23 protein-coding genes are annotated in these 21,819 nt (G+C 31.5%); 13 read left to right on the forward strand and 10 right to left on the reverse strand.

All coding sequences use genetic code 11. The features are described from left to right. A partial coding sequence (locus AJ884_RS04120) for a methyl-accepting chemotaxis protein (RefSeq protein ID WP_002934477.1) occupies positions 1-915 on the forward strand: 915 nt, incomplete at its 5' end. 120 nt (positions 916-1,035) lie between these two features. On the opposite strand, the gene AJ884_RS04125 is transcribed toward AJ884_RS04120, so the two are convergent. From AJ884_RS04125 to ilvE, 4 genes are read right to left on the reverse strand one after another with little or no spacing between them, the layout of a single operon-like run. Next, positions 1,036-1,545, reverse strand: coding sequence for a DUF2393 family protein (locus tag AJ884_RS04125; RefSeq protein ID WP_002861050.1), 510 nt, complete (start codon positions 1,543-1,545; stop codon positions 1,036-1,038). Then, positions 1,545-2,075, reverse strand: coding sequence for a DUF2393 domain-containing protein (locus tag AJ884_RS04130; protein ID WP_002861051.1), 531 nt, complete (start codon positions 2,073-2,075; stop codon positions 1,545-1,547). Before AJ884_RS04130 ends, AJ884_RS04125 begins: the two co-directional genes overlap by 1 nt. A 12-nt stretch (positions 2,076-2,087) precedes the next feature. Next, the gene (locus AJ884_RS04135) at positions 2,088-3,173 is read right to left on the reverse strand and encodes a prohibitin family protein (protein ID WP_070233696.1); all 1,086 of its coding nucleotides are present in this window, start codon (positions 3,171-3,173) and stop codon (positions 2,088-2,090) included. A 12-nt stretch (positions 3,174-3,185) separates the two neighbouring features. Next, entirely contained in the window at positions 3,186-4,100 is a 915-nt protein-coding gene (gene ilvE, locus AJ884_RS04140) for a branched-chain-amino-acid transaminase (RefSeq protein ID WP_044780359.1), read from the reverse strand. A gap of 175 nt (positions 4,101-4,275) precedes the next feature. Here ilvE and AJ884_RS04145 point away from each other — a divergent pair, with 175 nt between their 5' ends. The 12 genes from AJ884_RS04145 (at position 4,276) to AJ884_RS04200 (ending at position 15,672) form a co-directional block, all read left to right on the forward strand. Next, on the forward strand, positions 4,276-4,482 hold the full coding sequence (locus AJ884_RS04145) for a 4-oxalocrotonate tautomerase family protein (protein WP_044779567.1): 207 nt from the start codon (positions 4,276-4,278) through the stop codon (positions 4,480-4,482). Continuing rightward, positions 4,479-4,934: a thioredoxin-dependent thiol peroxidase gene (bcp, locus tag AJ884_RS04150; protein ID WP_052858462.1), complete on the forward strand. Its 456-nt coding sequence runs from the start codon at positions 4,479-4,481 to the stop codon at positions 4,932-4,934. The genes AJ884_RS04145 and bcp overlap by 4 nt, the downstream gene beginning before the upstream one ends. Continuing rightward, a complete protein-coding gene (locus tag AJ884_RS04155) occupies positions 4,934-6,025 on the forward strand; it encodes an epoxyqueuosine reductase QueH (RefSeq protein ID WP_070233695.1) in 1,092 nt (363 codons plus the stop codon). Before bcp ends, AJ884_RS04155 begins: the two co-directional genes overlap by 1 nt. 94 nt (positions 6,026-6,119) lie before the next feature. After that, positions 6,120-6,560: a 3-hydroxyacyl-ACP dehydratase FabZ gene (gene fabZ, locus AJ884_RS04160; RefSeq protein WP_002851782.1), complete on the forward strand. Its 441-nt coding sequence runs from the start codon at positions 6,120-6,122 to the stop codon at positions 6,558-6,560. Further along, positions 6,560-7,351, forward strand: a complete 792-nt coding sequence (gene lpxA, locus AJ884_RS04165; protein WP_002861057.1) for an acyl-ACP--UDP-N-acetylglucosamine O-acyltransferase — start codon at positions 6,560-6,562, stop codon at positions 7,349-7,351. The genes fabZ and lpxA overlap by 1 nt, the downstream gene beginning before the upstream one ends. Beyond that, positions 7,344-8,567 (forward strand): ATP-dependent Clp protease ATP-binding subunit ClpX, encoded by a 1,224-nt coding sequence (clpX, locus tag AJ884_RS04170; protein ID WP_002860329.1) that lies wholly within the window; start codon positions 7,344-7,346, stop codon positions 8,565-8,567. Before lpxA ends, clpX begins: the two co-directional genes overlap by 8 nt. A 10-nt stretch (positions 8,568-8,577) precedes the next feature. Further along, entirely contained in the window at positions 8,578-9,618 is a 1,041-nt protein-coding gene (locus AJ884_RS04175) for a rod shape-determining protein (RefSeq protein WP_002861059.1), read from the forward strand. After that, entirely contained in the window at positions 9,608-10,357 is a 750-nt protein-coding gene (gene mreC / locus AJ884_RS04180; protein WP_070278332.1) for a rod shape-determining protein MreC, read from the forward strand. Before AJ884_RS04175 ends, mreC begins: the two co-directional genes overlap by 11 nt. 260 nt (positions 10,358-10,617) lie before the next feature. Next, positions 10,618-13,884 (forward strand): carbamoyl-phosphate synthase large subunit, encoded by a 3,267-nt coding sequence (gene carB, locus AJ884_RS04185; RefSeq protein ID WP_070278330.1) that lies wholly within the window; start codon positions 10,618-10,620, stop codon positions 13,882-13,884. Beyond that, the gene (locus AJ884_RS04190; RefSeq protein ID WP_070278328.1) at positions 13,881-14,732 is read left to right on the forward strand and encodes a DNA-methyltransferase; all 852 of its coding nucleotides are present in this window, start codon (positions 13,881-13,883) and stop codon (positions 14,730-14,732) included. Before carB ends, AJ884_RS04190 begins: the two co-directional genes overlap by 4 nt. Next, positions 14,729-15,250: a PD-(D/E)XK nuclease superfamily protein gene (locus tag AJ884_RS04195; protein WP_070233690.1), complete on the forward strand. Its 522-nt coding sequence runs from the start codon at positions 14,729-14,731 to the stop codon at positions 15,248-15,250. The genes AJ884_RS04190 and AJ884_RS04195 overlap by 4 nt, the downstream gene beginning before the upstream one ends. Further along, positions 15,250-15,672, forward strand: coding sequence for a hypothetical protein (locus AJ884_RS04200; protein WP_002861062.1), 423 nt, complete (start codon positions 15,250-15,252; stop codon positions 15,670-15,672). The genes AJ884_RS04195 and AJ884_RS04200 overlap by 1 nt, the downstream gene beginning before the upstream one ends. On the opposite strand, the gene AJ884_RS04205 is transcribed toward AJ884_RS04200, so the two are convergent. Genes AJ884_RS04205 through AJ884_RS04230 form a run of 6 tightly spaced genes read right to left on the reverse strand, consistent with a single transcriptional unit; the run spans position 15,673 to position 21,819 of the window. After that, on the reverse strand, positions 15,673-16,650 hold the full coding sequence (locus AJ884_RS04205) for a transaldolase (RefSeq protein WP_070233689.1): 978 nt from the start codon (positions 16,648-16,650) through the stop codon (positions 15,673-15,675). Continuing rightward, positions 16,650-17,273 carry a phosphoserine phosphatase SerB gene (serB, locus tag AJ884_RS04210; protein ID WP_070233688.1) on the reverse strand — a complete coding sequence of 208 codons (624 nt, stop codon included), beginning with the start codon at positions 17,271-17,273 and terminating at the stop codon, positions 16,650-16,652. The genes AJ884_RS04205 and serB overlap by 1 nt, the downstream gene beginning before the upstream one ends. Then, positions 17,273-17,794 (reverse strand): chemotaxis protein CheW, encoded by a 522-nt coding sequence (locus tag AJ884_RS04215; protein WP_002826355.1) that lies wholly within the window; start codon positions 17,792-17,794, stop codon positions 17,273-17,275. Before AJ884_RS04215 ends, serB begins: the two co-directional genes overlap by 1 nt. A gap of 4 nt (positions 17,795-17,798) precedes the next feature. Continuing rightward, positions 17,799-20,108, reverse strand: a complete 2,310-nt coding sequence (locus tag AJ884_RS04220; RefSeq protein WP_070233687.1) for a chemotaxis protein CheW — start codon at positions 20,106-20,108, stop codon at positions 17,799-17,801. A 3-nt stretch (positions 20,109-20,111) separates the two neighbouring features. Then, entirely contained in the window at positions 20,112-21,068 is a 957-nt protein-coding gene (locus tag AJ884_RS04225) for a chemotaxis protein (protein ID WP_002934096.1), read from the reverse strand. Further along, entirely contained in the window at positions 21,061-21,819 is a 759-nt protein-coding gene (locus AJ884_RS04230; protein WP_350223087.1) for a UDP-2,3-diacylglucosamine diphosphatase, read from the reverse strand. Before AJ884_RS04230 ends, AJ884_RS04225 begins: the two co-directional genes overlap by 8 nt.

Here is a 21,819-nt window from a genome sequence, read left to right on the forward strand (position 1 = left end):
ATCAACGAAAACATCCTTGCTACTAAAAAAGGTTTAGAACAAGACAATCAAGCTGTTAAAGAATCAGTTCAAACCGTATCAGTTGTAGAAGGTGGTAATTTAACAGCAAGAATTACTGCTAATCCAAGAAACCCACAACTTATTGAACTTAAAAATGTTCTAAATAAACTTCTTGATGTTTTACAAGCTAGAGTAGGTTCTGATATGAATGTTATTCATAAAATATTTGAAGAATACAAAAGCTTAGATTTTAGAAATAAAATCTCTAATGCTTCAGGAAGTGTTGAATTAACTACTAATGCTTTAGGCGATGAAATAGTTAAAATGCTAAAACAAAGTTCAGACTTTGCTAATGCTTTAGCTAATGAAAGTGGAAAATTACAAACTGCTGTTCAAAGCTTAACCACTTCTTCAAATTCTCAAGCTCAATCTTTAGAAGAAACTGCAGCAGCTTTAGAAGAGATCACTTCTTCTATGCAAAATGTTTCAGTTAAAACTAGTGATGTTATCACTCAATCTGAAGAGATTAAAAATGTTACAGGTATTATAGGAGATATTGCAGATCAAATTAATCTTCTAGCTTTAAATGCAGCTATTGAAGCTGCACGTGCTGGAGAACATGGTAGAGGCTTTGCTGTTGTGGCTGATGAAGTTAGAAAACTAGCTGAGAGAACTCAAAAGTCTTTATCTGAAATAGAAGCTAATACTAATTTACTTGTTCAATCTATCAATGATATGGCAGAAAGTATTAAAGAACAAACTGCAGGTATTACTCAAATCAATGATAGCGTAGCACAAATTGATCAAACTACTAAAGATAATGTTGAAATTGCTAATGAATCAGCTATTATTTCTAGTACAGTAAGTGATATAGCTAATAATATCTTAGAAGATGTTAAGAAGAAGAGGTTTTAACCTTAGATAACTAGCTAAAAAGCTAGTTATCTCTATAAAATAATATATGTTTAATTCTTTAAGATTTAATGAAATGTGATATAGACAAATTCTAATTATTAATATTAAGTATTTTCTAAATCAAATACATTTTAGAGTGTGATAAAATTCAGGGTTATCAAAACTTGGAGGAAAAGGAACACTGGCTCTAAATTCTTTATAAGTATTACCCGGAAGTTTGTCTATAATTTCTATAGTGTAAGAAACACTTGTATTTTGCATTTTGGCATTGCGAATATTTTTATCATTGAAAATTTCTCCCCCTACTTTTTTTTGGTTTAATATGCTAAGTATCAAATAGCATTTTCTGATTTCAAATTTAGTAAGATTTTGAACCTTTCCGCTCACGATAACACTTTCATGTCTTAGATCTCTTGTATAGGTTAGTTTGCTAAGATCGGCTTGAGTGGTGAATTGATTGATTGTTAGAAAAATAGAATATATCAAAAGTGCGGTAAAAATAGTAGCTATGGTATAAGAAATTAAAGCCATTTCTTTCTGTTTGACTTTTAGAAAGATTAAAATACAAATCAAGGCAAAGCAAATAAGTAAAATGATAAAAGCTATAATATGGAAAATCGTAAAATGCATTAAAAACACTCCGAAACTAAGCGTATGGTATAGTTATTTTCATAGTTAAAATTTTCAAAAGCAATTCTTTGAACTTGGGTTGCGTTTTTCTTTAGATCTTTAATTTCTCTACTTTTTTGTCTAAAAGGGATAAATTTCTTTTTATATTCTTCTATGATATTATCATTAGGTATTTTATCCGCAAAAATTTTAGCTGTAATTTTACATTCTTTAAAATTATTTTTTGAATTATTTGTAATGTTAAAATCAACAATTAAATCATTTGAGCTTTGTATTATTTTTTGATCCGTAATAGCGGTTTTTCGAGTTCTTACTTCATTGTCTATTAGTTTATACCCATAGATATAAACTAAAAAACAAATAATAATATCAAATGCAATAATAAAAAGTGCTGCTATAGGTCTATGGCGTAAAAATACACAAAGAAGTAAAACACAAGTGAAGAGAAAAAAAACTAATAAAATCAGCATATAATCCACTAAATATAAATGAGTAGTGTAAAAAAGCACGATTTCTCTTAGTTTTTCCATTTGCGTATCCTTTTAGTTCATGTTGGCAGAACTTTGCTTTTTAGTATCTTTGGTATCAACCCAAATGTTTGGTACTGCTCCACCTGGAGTTAAGAAAATTTTAGCATCTTGATTGACTTTTAAAGCTTCATTAAATTCTTTTTGAGTTTCAATTTGCTTTAAATTTAGTAAAGGAGTGTTTAAGCTGTTTGCGATTTCTTTATTAGAATAAGCTTGTGCATCTGCTTCTATTTTAACAGCCATAGCTTTACCTTTAGCACTAATTATGGTTGCGTTTGCTTCCCCTTCAGCTAAGGCGGCTTTTTTTAAGGCTTCTTGATTAGCTCTTTCTACTTCATACTTAGTTCTTTCAGCTTCTTGTTTTGCAATTTGTACGCGTTCGATTTGCTCTTTTACTTTTGAAGGTAAAATAATTTCTCTAAGTTGTACAGCACGAAGTTCTACAGGTTCATTTGGTTGAGCTTCTATAGTTTTTCTTATGCCTTCTTCTATTTGAGCGGCTATTGTATTACGATTAGTAGGAAGTTCCTCGGCTGTATATTTTCCTACAACACTTCGCACTACATCACGAACAACTGGATCGATAATTTTATTTTCCCAATTTAAGCTCCAAGTAGCTATGGTTTGAGGAACTTGCAAAGGATTTAAACGGTATTGCACTGTAACATCAATAGATACAGGCAATCCACGAGAGTCAAGTACAGAAATACTATTTTTATTAATAACACCTGAACCTGAAGATAAATTTTCATTACTTCCCTCTATAGAAGCATAGTTGATTTGTCTTACTCTAGTATCGATTATGGTTATTTTTTGTACAAAAGGCAAGAAAAAGTGAAGTCCTGGTTCTAATGGATTTGGGTCATATTTACCTGTTGTTGATTTAATACCCATTTCTCCAGAATTTATTACCATAAAAGGTTTTGCAACGATTAAAAATAAGATAATAATAATCACCCCATAAATAAGCGGAGAAAATTTTCCAAAACCTTTAAAATTAAATTCTGGTGCTTTGAAATTGAAATTTTGACGGTTGTTTCCGTTATTATTAGAATTTCCATTTTTTTTATTGAAATAATCATTCAAATCAGCTGGCATTTATTTCCTTTTTTAAATATAAGTTAGCATAGATGCGTATTTTTGATTGCGTCCATAAACTACATCAAAATAAGCATCTTGAAGTTTTTTAGTTACAGATCCTCTTAAACCATTTCCTATTATTCTTGCATCAATATTGTTAATAGGTGTGATTTCAGCGGCTGTTCCGGTAAAAAATGCTTCATCAGCAGTATAAACTTCATCTCTTGAAATTCTTTGGCGAAGCACAGTGACACCAAGATCATGAGCGATTTTAAGCACTGTATCTTGAGTAATGCTTTTTAAAGAAAAATCATTTGGAGGTGTGATTAAAACCCCATCTTTTACAATAAAGAAACATTCTCCTGTTCCTTCTGCGATAAAACCTTCTTCATCAAGCATTAAAGCTTCTTCATAACCTGCTTCAATAGCTTCAAATTTTGCAATTTGAGAGTTAAGGTAATTCGCGCTTGCTTTAGCTTTTCCCATGCATGATTTAACACTATTTCTTGCAAAAGACGAAATTTTTACTTTTATGCCTTTTTCTAAGCCTTCTTCTCCAAGGTAAGCGCCCCATTCCCAAGCTGCAATTCCAACTCTTACAGGAGCTTTTATATGATAAAGTCCCATAACTCCATCGCCTAAAAAAATCAAAGGGCGGATATAGACATTGCTTTTAAAATTGTTTGCTTTTAAGAGTTCAATTTGTGCATTTTCAAGCTCTTTTTGAGAAAAAGGACAATTTAAAAGAGTAATTTTTGCAGACTCTAAAAGTCTTTTGGTGTGATCTTCAAGTCTGAAAATTGCTAAGCCTTTATCTGTTTTATAGGCTCTAGTTCCTTCAAAAACAGCATTGCCATAATGTAAAGAATGGGTTAAAAAGTGCAAAGTTGCATCTTTAAAATCAACTAATTTTCCATCCATCCAAATTTTATCTGCTGAGATCATTTTTTTACCTTTTATAGTTGTTTATTTCTTAAAAAATATTATTTTAAGAATAAATCGGGATTTTATCAAAAATATACTAACAATAAGCTTTTATTAAATTAAGGTTTTTTGTTAAAAAAAATATTAGGTATTTTTTGAAATAATTATGAAAAATTATCGTTAAAAAGGAGAAATTATGCCATTGGTAAATATTAAATTAGCAAAGCCGTCTTTAAGCAAGGAACAAAAAGCGGAGCTTATAGCTGATATTACCAAACTTTTAAGCACGAAATATAATAAAAGTAAAGAAAGAGTTGTGGTGGTTTTAGAAGATGTAGAAAGTTATGACATAGGCTTTGGCGGAGAAAGTGTAGAAGCTATCAAAGCAAAGGCAAACAAATGAGTTTAAATATAGGAGATAAAGCGCCTCAGTTTGAGCTTTTAAATCAAGATGGGGTAAAAATAGCATTAAAAGATTTTATTGGTAAAAAGGTGATTTTGTATTTTTATCCAAAAGATAATACTCCAGGTTGCACTACAGAAGCTTGTGATTTTAGTTTAAATTATGATAAATTTGGTGATAAAAATGCAGTGATTATCGGTATCAGTCCTGATAGCGTGGCAAGTCATGAAAAATTTATCTCTAAATTTGATTTAAAGCATATTTTACTTAGTGATAGCGAAAAAGAAGTTGCTAAAGCTTATGGAGCTTGGGGGATTAAGAAAAATTACGGAAAAGAATACGAAGGTCTTATCCGATCTACTTTTGTTATCGATGAAACAGGTAAGATTGCTCAAATTTATAGTAATGTTCGTGTAAAAGATCATGCTTTAAAAGTACTTGAAAGTCTTTAATGTTAGTGCATATTTGTTGTAGTGTGGATAGTCATTATTTTGTTGAAGAACTTAGAAAGACCTATCCTGATGAAAAAATCATAGGGTATTTTTATGATCCAAATATCCATCCTTTAAGCGAATACGAACTAAGATTTTTAGATGTAAAAAGATCTTGTGATAAACTTGGTATTAAGTTATATAAGGGCGAGTATGAGTATGAAAAATGGCTTAATGCTGTGCGTGGTTATGAAGATGAGCCTGAAAAAGGTGCAAGGTGTGAAATTTGTTTTGATGTAAGAATGGGATCTAGTGTTAAATTTGCTGCTAAAATAGGAGAAAAAAAGCTTACTACTACGCTTTTAACCAGTCCTAAAAAAGATTTAGAACAGTTAAAAAATGCTTTGCAAAAAGAATGTGAGCCTTATGGAGTAGAGTTTTTAGCTCCTGATTTTCGTAAAAATGGCGGCACTCAAAGGCAGTTTGCTTTAGCAAAAAAAGAAATGCTTTATCATCAAAACTATTGTGGTTGTATTTATGGGCTTAAAAAACAAAAACAAGATAAGAATTTTATTGATGAGTTAATATCTCCTGTAAATAAGCAAATTTTACCTGCAAGTATAGAAGCAAGAATAGCTTTTTATAAAAAAGTAGTTTTATGGGAAAAAAAGGGTATAAAATTTGAAATTTTAAGAGAGAAATTTTTAAATTATCGTCTTTTAAGCGCTTTGATAAAATTAGACAAAAAGCCTGTTAAATCTCATATTTTATTTTATTCGCATTTTAAAAACGTTTATACAAGATTTTCTTTGGATGAGGAAAAATTAAAACAAAATTTAAAAGAAGGCTTTTATAGAAGTACTAAAGATGAAATGGTTTTTGTGGAATTTTGGCGTTTTAATGCATTTTTTAAAAACAAATGGAAAAATTTTGAAGATTTTTTAAAAAGACCTTTGAGTGTTCAAGCAGAAATTAAATGGCGTAATAAATTGTTTGGAGCTTATAATCTTAGCCCTATTATCATCCTTGAAAATATTTTACCTTCAAGATATGAAGTGATAGCAAAAAGTGAAATTTATCATGATAATCAAGAGATACTTGTAGAAATTTAAGAAATTTATTAAGAAAAACTTTTTTTGTTAATATAATTTTTAATGATTTTTTTATATAATAAAATTTTTAATTGTTTTCAAGGTTAATTTAATAATGATAGATGTAATGCAAATTCAAGAAATCTTACCACACCGTTACCCTTTTTTACTAGTAGATAAAATTACAGAATTAAAAGTTAAAGAAGTGGTTCGAGGATATAAAAACATCAGTATAAGTGACCATGTTTTTATGGGACATTTTCCAGGGCATCCTATTTATCCTGGAGTTTTGATTTTAGAAGGTATGGCTCAAACAGGCGGAGTTTTAGCTTTTGAAAGTATGGAAGATAAAGTGGATCCAAAAAGTAAAGTAGTTTATTTCACAGGCATAGATGGAGCAAAATTTAGAAATCCTGTGCGTCCTGGAGATAGGCTTGATTATGAAATGAGCGTGGTTAAAAATCGTGGTAATATGTGGATTTTTAAAGGGCAAGCTTTTGTAGATGGAAATTTAGTTGCAGAGGCTGAGCTTAAAGCTATGATAGTGGATAAATAATGAAAAAAATTCATCCAAGTGCGGTGATTGAAGAGGGTGCACAACTTGGTGACGATGTTGTAATAGAAGCTTATGCTTATGTAGGTAAAGATACTAAAATAGGTAATGATGTTGTCATCAAACAAGGTGCTCGAATTCTTTCAGATACAACTATAGGTGATCATTCTCGTGTATTTTCTTATGCTATAGTAGGCGATATTCCTCAGGATATATCTTATAAAGAAGAGCAAAAAAGCGGTGTTGTTATAGGAAAAAATGCAACTATTAGAGAATTTGCAACGATAAATTCAGGTACAGCTAAAGGAGATGGTTTTACTCGTATAGGCGATAATGCTTTTATTATGGCTTACTGTCATATTGCTCATGATTGTCTTTTAGGTAATAATATTATTTTAGCTAATAATGCAACTTTAGCAGGACATGTAGAGCTTGGAGATTTTACGGTTGTAGGCGGGCTTACACCTATTCATCAATTTGTCAAAGTAGGTGAGGGTTGTATGATAGCAGGAGCTAGTGCACTCTCTCAGGATATAGTACCGTTTTGTTTAGCAGAAGGAAATCGTGCAAGTATTAGAAGTTTAAATTTAGTAGGTATTCGTCGTCGTTTTGATAAAGATGAAGTAGATAGACTTAGCAGAGCTTTTAAAACTTTATTTAGACAAGGAGATTTAAAAGAAAATGCTAAAAATTTGCTTGAAAATCAAGAAAGTGAAAATGTTAAAAAAATGTGCCATTTTATATTAGAAACAAAGCGCGGAATTCCTGTCTATAGGGGTAAAAATAATGCCTAGAAAATGTAGTTTTTGCAATGAAGTGGAGAATCCACAAAGAAGAATTTTAGCAAATGAAAATGATGATGCTTTTATTTGTGAATATTGCGTTGAAGGTGCTTATAGTATTATTTATGGAGAAGAAAAAGAATTTAAAGAACCTAAACAAAGCCATAATACAGAATTTAAAGATATCACTCCAAAAGAATTAAAAGCTTATCTAGATCGTTATGTCATAGGACAAGATAGAGCTAAAAAAGTTTTTAGTGTTGGAGTATACAATCATTATAAAAGACTTTTTAAAGCCGAACTTCAAGATGATGATACAGAGCTTTTTAAGTCAAATATTTTACTTGTTGGGCCAACAGGAAGTGGAAAAACTTTATTGGCGCAAACTTTAGCTAAATTTTTAGATGTACCTATAGCAATTTGTGATGCAACTTCTTTAACTGAAGCAGGATATGTAGGTGAGGATGTGGAAAATATTTTAACACGTCTTTTGCAAGCTGCAGATGGAGATGTGCAAAGAGCTCAAAAAGGTATAGTGTTTATTGATGAGATTGATAAAATTGCTAGAATGAGTGAAAATCGTTCTATTACTCGTGATGTAAGTGGAGAGGGTGTGCAACAAGCTTTACTTAAGATTATCGAAGGAAGTTTGGTAAATATTCCACCAAAAGGGGGAAGAAAACATCCAAATCAAGAGTTTATACAAATTGACACTTCAAATATTTTATTTGTTTGTGGTGGAGCTTTTGATGGTTTGGAAACTATCTTAAAAAGAAAACTTGGCGATAAAGTTGTGGGCTTTTTTGATGATGCAAAAGAAGAAAATAAAGCTTTGCTTGAGAAAATCGAACCTGATGATTTGGTGCATTTTGGTTTGATTCCTGAGCTTATAGGTCGTTTGCATGTGATTGCATCTTTAAATGAGCTTAATGAAGAGGATATGGTAAGAATTTTAACTGAGCCTAAAAATGCCATTATTAAACAATATCAAAAGCTTTTTGCTATTGATGGGGTAAATTTAAAATTTGAAGAAGATGCTCTAAGAGCTATCGCGCAACTTGCATTGGAGAGAAAAACAGGAGCTAGGGGACTTAGAAGTATTATAGAAGAAATGATGGTAGATTTAATGTTTGAGTTACCAGAGTATAAAAATTATGATATTGTAATAACTAAAGAAGTTGTTAAAGACAATGCAAAAGCATTATTAATAAAAAGAAAAATAAGTTAAAAGGATAGAAATGATATTAGATCAACTTATAGGATTTTTTTCTAGTGATATGGGGATTGATTTAGGAACAGCTAATACGCTAGTTTTGATAAAAGATAAGGGTATAGTGATAAATGAGCCTTCTGTTGTGGCAGTTGAAAGAGAAAGGTATGGTTCCAAAGCAAAAATTTTAGCCGTAGGTAAAGAAGCTAAAGATATGGTGGGAAAAACTCCAGGCAATATCGAAGCTATTCGTCCTATGAAAGATGGCGTGATTGCAGATTTTGATATGACTGAAAAAATGATCCGCTATTTTATAGAAAAAACACACCGTAGAAAAAGTTTTTTACGCCCTAGAATTATCATTTCTGTTCCTTATGGTTTAACTCAAGTAGAAAGAAAAGCGGTAAGAGAAAGTGCTTTAAGCGCAGGTGCAAGAGAGGTATTTTTGATTGAAGAGCCTATGGCAGCAGCTATTGGTGCAAGTTTACCTATACAAGAGCCTAAAGGAAATTTGGTAGTAGATATAGGGGGCGGAACTACTGAAATTGGAGTGATTTCTTTGGGTGGACTTGTGATTTCAAAGTCTATTCGTACGGCTGGAGATAAGCTTGATATGAGTATAGTTAATTATGTAAAAGAAAAATACAATCTTATCATAGGTGAAAGAACAGGCGAAGAGATCAAAATCACTATAGGTTCAGCAATACAACTTCCAAAAGAGCTTTCTATGGTGGTAAAAGGACGCGATCAAGTAAGTGGACTTTTAAGTCGTATTGAACTTACAAGCGAAGATGTAAGAGAAGCGATGCGTGAGTATTTAAAAGAAATTGCTGATGCTTTAAAAATGGTTCTTGAAATGATGCCGCCTGATTTAGCAAGTGATATAGTAGAAAATGGTGTAGTTTTAACAGGTGGCGGAGCATTGATTCGTGGTCTTGATAAATACTTAAGTGAAATTGTACGTTTGCCAGTTTATATCGCAGATGAACCGCTTTTAGCTGTAGCAAAAGGAACAGGTAAAGCTTTAGAGGAAATTTCATTATTGCAACAATTAACCAATGAAGAATAAGATTTTTTATGTTCTTGTCTTAGCCTTTTTGGTTTTTATATCTTTTTATTATGGAGGACTTATTAAGCAAAATGTTCTCCGTGTTAATGATTTTGTTATAGGTAATTTTTATAATATTAAAGATTATTTGGGAGAAAAAATTTCAGAACACTTTAATCAAGCAAATCAAATTCAGCAACTAAAAGCTAGAAATAAAGAATTAGAAGATATTGCTGTAAAGGTAACTAGTTTTGCAAATCAATTAAATCGTATTTTAGAGGATCAAAATTCTACAAAATATTTACCTCAAGTTTCTTTAACTAGAGTTATTTCTTATGTTCAATTGAATGATTATAAAAAATTATGGTTAGATTGGAGCAAAATTCCCGTTGGTAAAAACCGTGGTTTGATATATCAAGGATATACTGCAGGTATAGCTATTAATAAAAATGGTAGAGCAATGGCTCTTTTACAAGGTGATGATCAGTGTGTTTTTTCTGTTTATATAGGAAAATCCAAAGCTCCAGGTTTAATCCAGGGTGAAGATGGCAGGATTGTGGTTAAATTTATTCCAAAGTGGGCGAAAATTAATGTCGGAGATGAAATTTTAACAAGTGGACTTGATAATATTTTCTTTTCAGATATACCTGTCGGTATTGTGAATAGAGTTAATGATGAAGATATGTATCAAAGTGTAGAAGTAAAGCCTTATGTTAAGATTAGTATTCCTGCTTATTTATATGTAGTTGATAATTTATAAGTCAAGGATTAGACTTTTTAAAAATTTTCTATATTTTTGCTAATTATTATAACTTTGTTTAATGCTAAAAATTTTGTTAAATTATCAAATAAATGTTTATAATTGAATGAGAATTTTATAAAAAATCTTAAATTTCTTTATGTATTATTTCCTAGATTAAAAGCAGAGTGTTTATTTTTTAAAATTATATCGATAATTTCAAAGTTTATAAAACTAATTTTTGTTATAATCAGCCCAAATTTATGCTCTTAGGAAAATTTATGCCAAAACGAACAGATATTAAAAGCATTTTACTTATAGGAAGTGGTCCTATTGTGATAGGACAAGCTTGTGAATTTGATTATTCTGGAACTCAAGCCGCAAAGACTTTAAAAGAATTAGGATATCGTGTAGTATTAATCAACTCAAATCCTGCAACCATCATGACAGATCCCGAATTTGCAGATGCGACTTATATAGAACCCATAACAAAAGAAAGTATTTTAAGTATTATTAAAAAAGAAAAAATTGATGCAATTTTACCAACCATGGGTGGACAAGTAGCGTTAAATGTTGCTATGGAAGTTTATGAAAGTGGACTTTTAGGAGATGTGAAATTTTTAGGTGCAAACCCTGAGGCGATTAAAAAAGGTGAAGATCGTCAGGTCTTTAAAGAATGCATGAAAAAAATCGGCATGGATTTACCAAAATCGATGTATGCGTATAATTATGATGAAGCTTTAAAAGCTGTAGATGAAATTGGCTTTCCTTTGATGATCCGTGCTTCTTATACTTTAGGAGGTGCTGGAAGTGGTGTGGTTTATAATATGGACGAATTTAAAGAACTTGCCAATACTGCTTTAGCTTTATCGCCTATCCATGAAATTTTGATTGAAGAAAGTTTGTTGGGTTGGAAAGAATATGAAATGGAAGTTATGCGTGATAGAGCGGATAATTGTATCATAGTTTGTAGTATAGAAAATATCGATCCTATGGGAGTTCATACAGGAGATAGTATTACAATAGCTCCAGCATTAACTTTGACGGATAAAGAATATCAAGTTATGCGTAATGCTTCTTTTGCTATTTTGCGTGAAATTGGCGTAGATACAGGCGGAAGTAATGTGCAGTTTGCTATCAACCCAAAAAATGGAAGAATGATAGTTATAGAAATGAATCCAAGAGTTTCAAGATCAAGTGCTTTAGCTTCTAAGGCAACGGGCTATCCTATAGCAAAGGTTGCGACACTTTTGGCAGTAGGCTTTAGTTTAGATGAGATTAAAAATGATATTACAGGAACTCCTGCATCTTTTGAGCCTGTGATTGATTATATTGTAACAAAAATTCCTCGCTTTACTTTTGAAAAATTTCCAGGGGCAAACACAACTTTAGGTACAGCTATGAAAAGTGTGGGTGAGGTGATGGCTATAGGACGTACTTTTAAAGAAAGTATACAAAAAGCACTTTGTTCTCTTGAGCGCTCTTTGAGTGGTTTTGATAGAGTAAAATTTGAAGATAGAAATGATCTTGTTTTTAAAATTCGCAATGCCAATGAAAAGCGTTTACTTTATATTGCTCAGGCTTTTAGGGAAGGTTTTAGTGTAGAAGAACTTCATGAGCTTTGCAAAATAGATCCTTGGTTTTTAACACAGATTAAAGAAATTGTAGATTTTGAAGAGCAAATTGATATGGATATTTTAAACAATAAAGCTCTTTTGAGAAAAGCAAAAACTATGGGCTTTTCAGATAAAATGATAGCCTTGCTTGTAAATTTGAAAGATAATTTAGAATTAAGCCAAAATGATATTTATTATGCAAGAATGAAGCAAAAAATCATCGCAGAATTTAGTGAAGTGGATACTTGTGCGGGTGAATTTGAAGCCTTAACTCCTTATCTTTATTCAAGTATCAATGTAAGCGAACTCACTCAAAGTAAGAGTGAAACTAGGGATAAAAAAGAAAAAAAAGTGATGATTATAGGTGGGGGGCCAAACCGCATAGGACAAGGTATAGAATTTGACTATGCTTGCGTACATGCTTCTTTTGCGCTTAAAGATATGGGTATTAAAACCATTATGTATAATTGTAATCCTGAAACCGTTTCGACTGACTATGATACAAGTGATATTTTGTATTTTGAACCTATTGATTTCGAACATTTAAGAGCGGTGATTGAGCGTGAAAAACCTGATGGAGTGATTGTGCATTTTGGTGGACAAACTCCTTTGAAATTTGCTAAGCGTTTGAGTGCTTTTGGAGCTAAGATTATAGGTACTAGTGCAAGAGTAATTGATATGGCAGAAGATAGAAAGAAATTTGCCGAATTTATTACAAAGCTAGGTATTAATCAGCCAAAAAATTCTACCGCGACAAGCGTAGAAGAAGCGGTGCTTAAGGCTAGTGATATAGGATATCCTGTGCTTGTAAGACCAAGTTATGTTTTAGGTGGGCGTGCGATGCGTGTGGTAAATGATGAGTCTGAACTTAGACTCTATATGCAAGAAGCTGTGGATGTGAGTGATAAAAGTCCTGTTTTGATCGATCAGTTTTTAGACAATGCTACAGAAATTGATGTTGATGCGATTTGTGATGGCAAAGATGTTTATATGGCAGGAATTATGGAGCATATAGAAGAAGCAGGAATTCATTCAGGCGATAGTGCTTGTTCTTTACCACCTTGTAATATCGATGAAAAAATGCAAGAATTTATTGCACAAAAAACCGCAGATATTGCTTTAAATTTAGGAGTTGTAGGGCTTTTAAATATACAATTTGCTTTACATAATAATGAGCTTTATATGATAGAAGTAAATCCTAGAGCTAGTCGTACTGTGCCTTTTGTTAGTAAAGCTACGGGTATTCCTTTAGCAAAAGTGGCAACGCGTGTGATGTGGCAAGGAAATTTAAAAGAAGCTTTAAAATTTTATGATACTTTCAAAGTGGTTAATTTTGATACTAAAATTTTACGCCCTAAAACTCCAAAATATATGAGTGTAAAAGAAGCAGTATTTCCATTTGCAAAACTTAGCGGAAGTGATTTAGAATTAGGCCCTGAAATGCGTTCAACGGGTGAAGTTATGGGTATAAGCAAGGATTTTGCAAATTCTTATGCAAAAAGTCAAATCGCATCGTTTAATCATCTTCCAGAGCAAGGCGTGGTATTTATCTCCTTAAAAGATAAGGATAAAAAATATACCAAAAAAATCGCCGCAGAATATGTAAAGCTTGGCTTTAAACTTATGGCAACTGGGGGAACTTGTAAGGAAATTTTAGAAAGTGGTTTTGAGTGCGAACTTGTACATAAAATTTCAGAAGGACGCCCCAATGTTGAAGATAAATTGAAAAATGGGGAAATTCATTTAGTTATCAATACAAGCGATAGTCACAGTTTTAAAGGTGATACGAAAAAAATTCGTGAAAATATCATTCGTTTTAAAATACCTTATTTCACAAATTTACGTTCGGCTTTAGCAGGTGCAAAATCGATTAAAGCTATACAAAACGAAAGTTATTTAGAAGTAAAAAGCTTGCAGGAGTATCTTAAGTGAATTTAAAAGAAAAGTTTATTTTCGCTAGCAAAGATAAAAATTTTACCCTTTATCAAAATGATTGTAATAAATTATTGCCCAAATTTGAAAAACAATTTGATTTGATTTTTGCTGATCCGCCTTATTTTCTTTCAAATGATGGTTTAAGTATTCAAAATGGTAAAATAGTTAGTGTAAATAAAGGAAACTGGGATAGGGGTGATGATATTGAAAAAATAGATAAGTTTAATTTAAAATGGCTATCTAATGCAAAAATAGCACTTAAAGATACTGGAAGTATTTTAATTAGCGGGACTTACCATAATATTTTCTCACTTGGTAGAATTTTGCAAAAACTTGATTTTAAAATTTTAAATATCATTACTTGGCAAAAAACAAATCCTCCGCCAAATTTTAGCTGTCGCTATCTTACGCATTCGACAGAGCAAATTATTTGGGCTAGAAAAAGTCATAAACATAAGCATATTTTTAATTATGAAATTTTAAGATTTTTAAACAAGAATAAACAAATGCGTGATGTTTGGGCTTTTAATGCTATTGCCCCTTGGGAAAAAACAAATGGAAAACATCCCACACAAAAACCTTTAGCCTTGCTTGCTAGACTTATTTTAATGGCAAGCAATGAAAGCTCATTAATCTGCGATCCTTTTAGTGGGAGTTCAACTACGGGCATTGCGGCGAATTTATTAAATAGAAAATTTATAGGTTTTGAGAAAGAAAGTGAATTTATTGAAATATCAATAGCTAGAAAAAAAGAATTAGAAAATAATTTTAATACTATTAAAAATAAAATTAATGATTTACGATTATTGGAAAAAAATAATTTATTTCAAGGAGATTATTTATGATTACAGGTGGAATTGGCGGAAGTAATACTCAAACTGGATTAGTATTTGAGGGAAGAGTGGATTTAGCAACCTTTTTGTCGCAACAAAATGGTTATACTCTTAATGAAAAACAAGAAGTCTTTTTTAATAATAAAAAAGTAGCAAGAATTTTTAAAAAACACAAGCTTTATGAATTTTTAGAAGAATTGAAAATTAATTGGAAAGAGTGCATTTCTAAAAAACTTTTGCCAGATGATAGTATTTATGTGATTATTAACAATACTTTGCATATTATTGAGTGTAAATTTCAAAGTGTGCCTGGATCTGTAGATGAGAAACTGCAGACTTGTGATTTTAAGAAAAAGCAATATCAAAAACTATTTTCTAGGGCAAATATCGAAGTAGAATATATTTATCTTTTAAATGATTGGTTTATGAAGCCTGAATATAAAGATGTTCTAGACTATATTATTAGTGTACGTTGTCAATATTATTTTGAGTATATTCCTTTGCAAAAATTAGGCTTACCAGTTCCTTGATGATTTATTTAGCTCAAACAGATACTACGGTAGGATTTTTAAGTAAAAATTTAGAAGAGATTAATGCTTTAAAAGGTAGAGGTAAAAATCAACCTTGCTTAATCACTTCTGCGAAATTTTGCGAGTTAAAAAGTTTAGCAAGAATTCCAAAATCTTTTAAAAATTTAGTACGTCGTTCTAAAAAAACAACTTTTATCTATCCAAATAATCAGGCCATTCGTATTGTGAAAGAGTGTAAACATGCGAATTTTTTAAGTAAAAATGGCTATTTTTATTCATCTTCGGCAAACAAGCATGGAAAAGAATTTGATGAAGAATGGGCTAGAAGTGTTGCTGATATAATACTTGATGAGAAATTTTTCGAAAATATCCCATCAAAAATATTAAAACTTTCAAAGAATAAAATGATAAAAATACGTTAATTAAAGAGCTTTTAAAATATCTTCAAAAGCAATACAAAATTGCTCTAGGCCATCACTTAATAAATCATTGCAAGCTTTTTCTCGTTCACTTTGAGAAATGATTTGATTAAGTTCTGTATAAATTTCAAAATTCATTAAAGGTTTTTTAAAATCCATTTTTCCTTTAAATACCTCTATTGCATCAAGAGGAGCAGTATTAACAGAATTCTCAAAAAGAAGTTCTTTGATATAATAGTCTTTTGGCAGATCATCTCCTTTAACTCCAGTGCTTGCAAACAAGGCGCGAATATTAGGTTCATTTTTTGAGTAGATATTGTTATAAGCTAAATTTGCATTTAAAATTCCAATACGATTTTGCTCTTTGGCTTTAGGATTTAAAAGTCTATCAAAACGACTTACAAAAATACTTATAACAGCTTGTGGTGTTCTAGTATTTTGTTCTTTTAAGGCTATATTGTTTTTTCTAAATTCGACTAAACCTGCATTTAAAGCTTCAAAACATTTTTGACTTTGTTCAAGAGAAAAAATTAAGGTAGCATTGACGCTAATACCATTTTTCATAAGTTCATACATTACTTCATAAGAAGCTTTTGTAGCTGGAATTTTAATCATTACATTTTCTTTGCTAATAGCACTATAAAGTCTTTTAGCTTCGCCTAAACTAAGAGTCGTGTTATCATGAAGTCTTGGATCTATTTCAATACTTATAAATCCATCGTTTTTTTGATAAAAAAGAGGAGCTAATTTATCGGCTGTTTTTTGAATATCGGAAATTGCTAATTCTTCATAAATATCTTTTGTTTTTTTTCCTTTTAATTTAAGAATTTTATCTTTATAAATCGGAGAATTTAAAATAGCATTTTTAAAAATAGCAGGATTTGAAGTAGCACCATTAATTCCATGTGATAATAAATTTAAAAATTCATTATCTAAAAAACTATTTTCTATAAAATCACACCAAAGAGAAAAATTTTTCATTATATTACCTTTATTATTTCTTTTAAGTCTTTTATATCTATGCAAATATCAGCTTGAGAACGTAAAATTTCTTTAGCACAAAATGCAATCTTTAATCCACTTTCATTAAACATTGCCAAATCATTTGCCCCATCGCCAACACACATCACTTCATCTGTTTTCAAATTTAAAAAGCTTTTTAATCGTTGTAGCATTAAGCCTTTTGAATTTGAAAACATCATTTCTCCACCAACTAGCCCTGTTAAAATGTCATTTTTATGATGCAGATAATTTGCAAAACCAAGGTTAATTCCAAGTTTTTGCATAGCAGGATCTATGCCTTCATGAAAACCACCGCTAAAAATAACAATTTGTATATTTTTAGATTTTAAATATTGGATAAGTTCATGTGCTCCATGCATTAGTGGAAATGTGCTACTTAATTCTAAAACTTTTTTATAAGACATACCTTTTAAAAGGCTTGCTCGTTTTTGAAGACTTTCGAAAAAATCAAGTTCTCCAGTCATAGCATGGCGGGTAATTTCGCTTGTTTGATCACCCTTGCCATGCGCTGTAGCTAAAATATCGATGGTTTCACCATCCATTAAAGTAGCGTCAAAGTCAAAAACACAAAGTTTAATCATTAAAATTCGCGTTTAAGTAAAGCTTCTACTTTGAGTATAGTTAAGATATTTTCATCTCTTTTTCCTATACCATAAATCATACCTTTGTCTTTAACTAAAGTTTCAGGTGGTGGATCGATTCTGTTTCTGTGAATTTTAATTGCTTCAGTTAATCTATCTATAACAAAACCAGCATTTCCTCCAACTCCAGTTCCATTTGTCTCACCCCTTAAAACAATATATCTTGTTTGAGGTGTCATTTTAGAACTCCCTAAATGAAAGCGTTGAGCTAGATCAATAAGTGGCATAACATTACCACGCATATTAAAAACCCCTAGAACATAATCAGGTACACTAGGAACTCTAGTATATTCTATAGGTTTGATGATTTCTTGTATATTAAGAATTGGAATCGCATACTCCTCATCTCCAACTACAAAGCCGACAAGTTGGATGATATCATCTTCTCTTTGATCGACATCAGGACCAGCCATCTGAGTTTGCTGTTTTTGCAAAATTTGCTCTAATTTTTCATTACTCATATTCTTATCCTAGTTTCAAATTTTTTCTAACCACATTTTCCAAGTATTCTGGAGAATAAGGTTTAGTGATATATTCAGTCATACCCACTTCAACACCTCTTAAGCGGTCAGTTTTACTTGTTCTTGAAGTAACTGCAATGAGTGGTAAGTTACGATATTTAGAATACTTTCTAATTTCACCAGCTAAGGTGTATCCATCCATTCTTGGCATTTCGATATCTATAAGCATTGCATCAATATCATGTTCGCCAGATTTTATAATATTCAATGCTTCAACACCATTTGTTGCTTCAACTAAACTAACTCCTAGTGGTTCTAAAGCTTTTTGCATTAAAGTTCTATCCATTTTAGAATCATCTACAATTAAGACTTTATAGTCACTTGGTTGTTCTTTGGGTTTTTTTGCACTTGATTCTAATTGCGCTTTAATATCAACTTTAATTTCTTTGGCCATATCCATCATAGCACCTACATCAATGATTAATGTCACTCTACCATCGCCACGGATTGTAGCTCCTGCTATACCTTGGATATTTTGTAAATAATCACCCATAGATTTAATAACTATCTCTTCTTGTCCTACAAGAGTATCTACTATAATACCAAGCTTGCTTTCTGCTACCCCTATAACAACGACATAAGTTTGATCGCCGCTTTCAAGGACTTGTTTAACTCCAAATACATCTGAAAGTCTCACAAGAGAAAGCACTTCATCTCTTAAGCGTAATACATTTTTACCTTCGATAGTATAGATATCATCAATTGGCACTCTAACTGTTTCAAGAACGCTTGCAAGTGGAATTGCATAGAATTCCTCTTGAGTTCCTACAAGTAAAGATTGAATGATTGCCAAGGTAAGAGGAATTTTAAGTTTAAACGAACTTCCTTTACCTAACTCACTATCAATTTCAATTACCCCATTTAGTTTTTCGATGTTGGTTTTAACAACATCCATTCCTACGCCACGACCTGAAACATTTGTTACTTTAGCCGCAGTTGAAAAACCAGGTTTGAAAATCAAAGCAAAAGCTTCTTTGTCTGTCATTTGATCTGCTTCTCTTTCGGTAATCAAATTTTTCTCTATAGCTTTTGCTTTTAAACCATTTGGATCAAGTCCTTTACCATCATCTGTAATTTCTACAACGATGTGATTGCCTTCATTATAAGCTTTAAGTTGAACTATACCTTTTTCAGGTTTTCCATTCGCTGCACGAGTTGCTGGATCCTCAACACCATGGTCACATGAATTTCTAATCATATGCATGATAGGATCGCCAATTTCCTCTACGATAGATTTATCAAGTTCAGTTTCTTCACCTGTAATTTCAAGTTCTATTTGCTTTCCTAATTCACGACTCAAATCACGAACAACTCTTGGAAATTTATTGAAAACTTTTGCTATAGGCTGCATTCTTGTTTTCATTACAGCAAGTTGAACATCGGTTGTAATGATACTTAGCTGACTTACGACTTGATTAAGCTCTTCAAGGAATTTTTCTCCTTCATAACGCTCTTCAACATCATCATAAATTTTAAGCAAACGGTTTTTGCCTAAAACAAGCTCCCCAATTAGATTCATTAAGTGATCTAATCTTTTTACTTCCACGCGTATGGTTTGATCCATACTGCTAGCATTGCTACCTGAAGCAGGAACCTTTTTCTCTCCACTTTCTGCAGGTTTATTTGCTGTATTGTTAGTCGGTTTAGGTGCTGCATTTGTTGTTTGTTTCTTTTGTGCACGACGAGCTTGATCTTCAGCTTTTCTAACTTTTAAAAGTCTTTCTATTTCAGCTTCAACTTCAGAATCACTTAATTGATTAACATCTACTTCAGGTTCAGGAGTAGTTGTTTCTTGTTTTGGTGCTTCTGGTTCTGCTTGTGGAGTAGATTTTTCATTTAAATCTGTTGCCTCAACAGGAGACTCTCCCTCTGAAATAGCTGTTAATCTTGCGCAAATTGGTTCTATGTCCATACCAATAGCAGTATCGTTGCCATTATCGCGAATAGAATTAAGTAGAGTTTTCATTCTATCAATAGACTCTAAAACTACATCCATGATATCTGGAGTTATTTTTAACTCGCCATGTCTTGCTTTGTTTAAAACATCTTCCATGTGGTGAGTTAACTTTGTTAAAACATCAAAATTTAAGAAACTTGATGATCCTTTAACCGTATGTGCAACACGGAAAATTCTATTTAATAATTCTAAGTCTTCTGGATTTGATTCAAGCTCTACTAAATCATGGTCGATTTGCTCAACAAGCTCAAAAGCTTCAACCAAAAAGTCTTCAAGTATTTCTTGCATATCTTCCATATTTTACCCCTGTTCTTGAGATTGATGTTTTTTAATAACCTTTGCAATTTCATTGAAGAAATCGCTAGCGTTAAATTTGACAAGATAGCCTTCTCCACCAGCTTCTTGAACACCTTTCTCATTCATAAATTCATTTGATAAAGACGAGTTAAAGACTATAGGAATATCTTTAAATCTTGGATCTTCTTTAATGCGTGCAGCAAAGTGGAAACCATCCATTTGTGGCATTTCGACATCGCTTACTATAATTTTTAAAGTATCATTTAAACTTTCACCATAAACTTGGCTTAATTCTTCTAATTTGTTTATGCCCTCTACGCCGTCTTTAGCTTCAACAACTTGAAAGCCCATCTGTTGCATCATTTCTTTGACGCGTTTTCTAGCAGTCATGCTGTCATCAAGTATAAGTGCTGTTCCAGTAAATTTTTCTATTTTTCCAAAATCTATATCTGTTTTTGGAGCGTAAATTCCTAAATCTTCAACAACACTTTCAAGATCTAAAATTAGCAACACTTCATCATTTTCAATGCGTGTTACACCTGTGATTTTACCTTTATCTAAAGCACCTGATCCTGTAGAAAAAGTTGCTGGTTCTATATCCTTCCAGTTTATTCTACGAATTCTTTTTGCTTCGTGAACTATAAAACCAATAAGAATATTGCTAAATTCAGTGATAATAACTCTAGGTTTTAGCATAGCGCTTTCTGGCTCAGTGATTTGCATCCATTTGGCAAGATTGACTACAGGTATAACCACTCCACGAAGATCAAAGATACCTTCGATGTAATCAGGTACACCTGGAAGTTCTGTAAGGCTTGGGATTTTTATAATTTCCCTTACCTTAGAAACATTTACACCATAAATTCCTTCATAGACTTTATCGTGTCCTTGCTTAAAGATACGGAAATCGACAAGCTCCATTTCATTTGAACCCGTTTTCACGATATTTTCATCAAACATTTTGACCCCTCAATTTCTGTTCTCGAAATTTGATTTCTTGTTGATATTCTACTACAAAAAAACTTCTCTCATATGCAAAACTAGCTAAGTTAAGATATTTAATGTTTTCTTTGTTGATTTGATGATTTTGATGATAGTGTCCTTCACATACCCAAAATCCTAAATTTTCATATCTTTCATATCTTTTTTTTGCTAAATTTTCAAAATCTTTTATTTGATAAAAAAGGTTTTTTTTGTTTTGATTTTGAAGAATTTTATTTGAAATAAAATTACAAGTAATAATATTTAAAAAATTCAAAAATATAAGCAAATAATGATTTCTTAATGTTTTAAGAGTAAATTGTAAAAGAGGTGGTAAAAAAATATCTCCGTGAGCTAATTTTATAAAAGCGTTATTTAAAACAAGATTATTACCTTTACTTGTATGCAAATTAAGCTTTATGGGTTGCTTTTGTAAGTTAAAAATTTTTACCCTTTTAAAAAAACAAGAAAGATTAAAATCATGATTGCCTTCTAAGTAGATAATTTCAATCTTTAAGGCCAATTCTTCTAAAAGTTCTATGTAAGGTTTAGCAAATTCATGCGTAGCAGAGATTTCACCTATAAGTAAATCAAAAATATCACCCATAAGTATGAGTTGAGGGGTGGAAATTTTACCTTTTTTTAAGATTTGTAAAAATTCCCAAAATCCCTTTCTCTGTTCATTTTCATGAGCATCCGCGATTAAAATCGCTCCATTTTGTAGTAAAAT

This window comes from Campylobacter sp. BCW_6463 (assembly GCF_001762785.1).
Taxonomy (GTDB): Bacteria; Campylobacterota; Campylobacteria; order Campylobacterales; family Campylobacteraceae; genus Campylobacter_D; species Campylobacter_D jejuni.

What these genes read in the sequence shown, in the direction of transcription:
- AJ884_RS04125 (WP_002861050.1), bottom strand. Translation starts at nt 1,545, where the DNA reads ATGCATTTTACGATTTTCCATATTATAGCTTTTATCATTTTACTTATT.
- AJ884_RS04130 (WP_002861051.1), bottom strand. Translation starts at nt 2,075, where the DNA reads ATGGAAAAACTAAGAGAAATCGTGCTTTTTTACACTACTCATTTATAT.
- AJ884_RS04135 (WP_070233696.1), bottom strand. Translation starts at nt 3,173, where the DNA reads ATGCCAGCTGATTTGAATGATTATTTCAATAAAAAAAATGGAAATTCT.
- ilvE (WP_044780359.1), bottom strand. Translation starts at nt 4,100, where the DNA reads ATGATCTCAGCAGATAAAATTTGGATGGATGGAAAATTAGTTGATTTT.
- AJ884_RS04145 (WP_044779567.1), top strand. Translation starts at nt 4,276, where the DNA reads ATGCCATTGGTAAATATTAAATTAGCAAAGCCGTCTTTAAGCAAGGAA.
- bcp (WP_052858462.1), top strand. Translation starts at nt 4,479, where the DNA reads ATGAGTTTAAATATAGGAGATAAAGCGCCTCAGTTTGAGCTTTTAAAT.
- AJ884_RS04155 (WP_070233695.1), top strand. Translation starts at nt 4,934, where the DNA reads ATGTTAGTGCATATTTGTTGTAGTGTGGATAGTCATTATTTTGTTGAA.
- fabZ (WP_002851782.1), top strand. Translation starts at nt 6,120, where the DNA reads ATGATAGATGTAATGCAAATTCAAGAAATCTTACCACACCGTTACCCT.
- lpxA (WP_002861057.1), top strand. Translation starts at nt 6,560, where the DNA reads ATGAAAAAAATTCATCCAAGTGCGGTGATTGAAGAGGGTGCACAACTT.
- clpX (WP_002860329.1), top strand. Translation starts at nt 7,344, where the DNA reads ATGCCTAGAAAATGTAGTTTTTGCAATGAAGTGGAGAATCCACAAAGA.
- AJ884_RS04175 (WP_002861059.1), top strand. Translation starts at nt 8,578, where the DNA reads ATGATATTAGATCAACTTATAGGATTTTTTTCTAGTGATATGGGGATT.
- mreC (WP_070278332.1), top strand. Translation starts at nt 9,608, where the DNA reads ATGAAGAATAAGATTTTTTATGTTCTTGTCTTAGCCTTTTTGGTTTTT.
- carB (WP_070278330.1), top strand. Translation starts at nt 10,618, where the DNA reads ATGCCAAAACGAACAGATATTAAAAGCATTTTACTTATAGGAAGTGGT.
- AJ884_RS04195 (WP_070233690.1), top strand. Translation starts at nt 14,729, where the DNA reads ATGATTACAGGTGGAATTGGCGGAAGTAATACTCAAACTGGATTAGTA.
- AJ884_RS04200 (WP_002861062.1), top strand. Translation starts at nt 15,250, where the DNA reads ATGATTTATTTAGCTCAAACAGATACTACGGTAGGATTTTTAAGTAAA.
- AJ884_RS04205 (WP_070233689.1), bottom strand. Translation starts at nt 16,650, where the DNA reads ATGAAAAATTTTTCTCTTTGGTGTGATTTTATAGAAAATAGTTTTTTA.
- serB (WP_070233688.1), bottom strand. Translation starts at nt 17,273, where the DNA reads ATGATTAAACTTTGTGTTTTTGACTTTGACGCTACTTTAATGGATGGT.
- AJ884_RS04215 (WP_002826355.1), bottom strand. Translation starts at nt 17,794, where the DNA reads ATGAGTAATGAAAAATTAGAGCAAATTTTGCAAAAACAGCAAACTCAG.
- AJ884_RS04220 (WP_070233687.1), bottom strand. Translation starts at nt 20,108, where the DNA reads ATGGAAGATATGCAAGAAATACTTGAAGACTTTTTGGTTGAAGCTTTT.
- AJ884_RS04225 (WP_002934096.1), bottom strand. Translation starts at nt 21,068, where the DNA reads ATGTTTGATGAAAATATCGTGAAAACGGGTTCAAATGAAATGGAGCTT.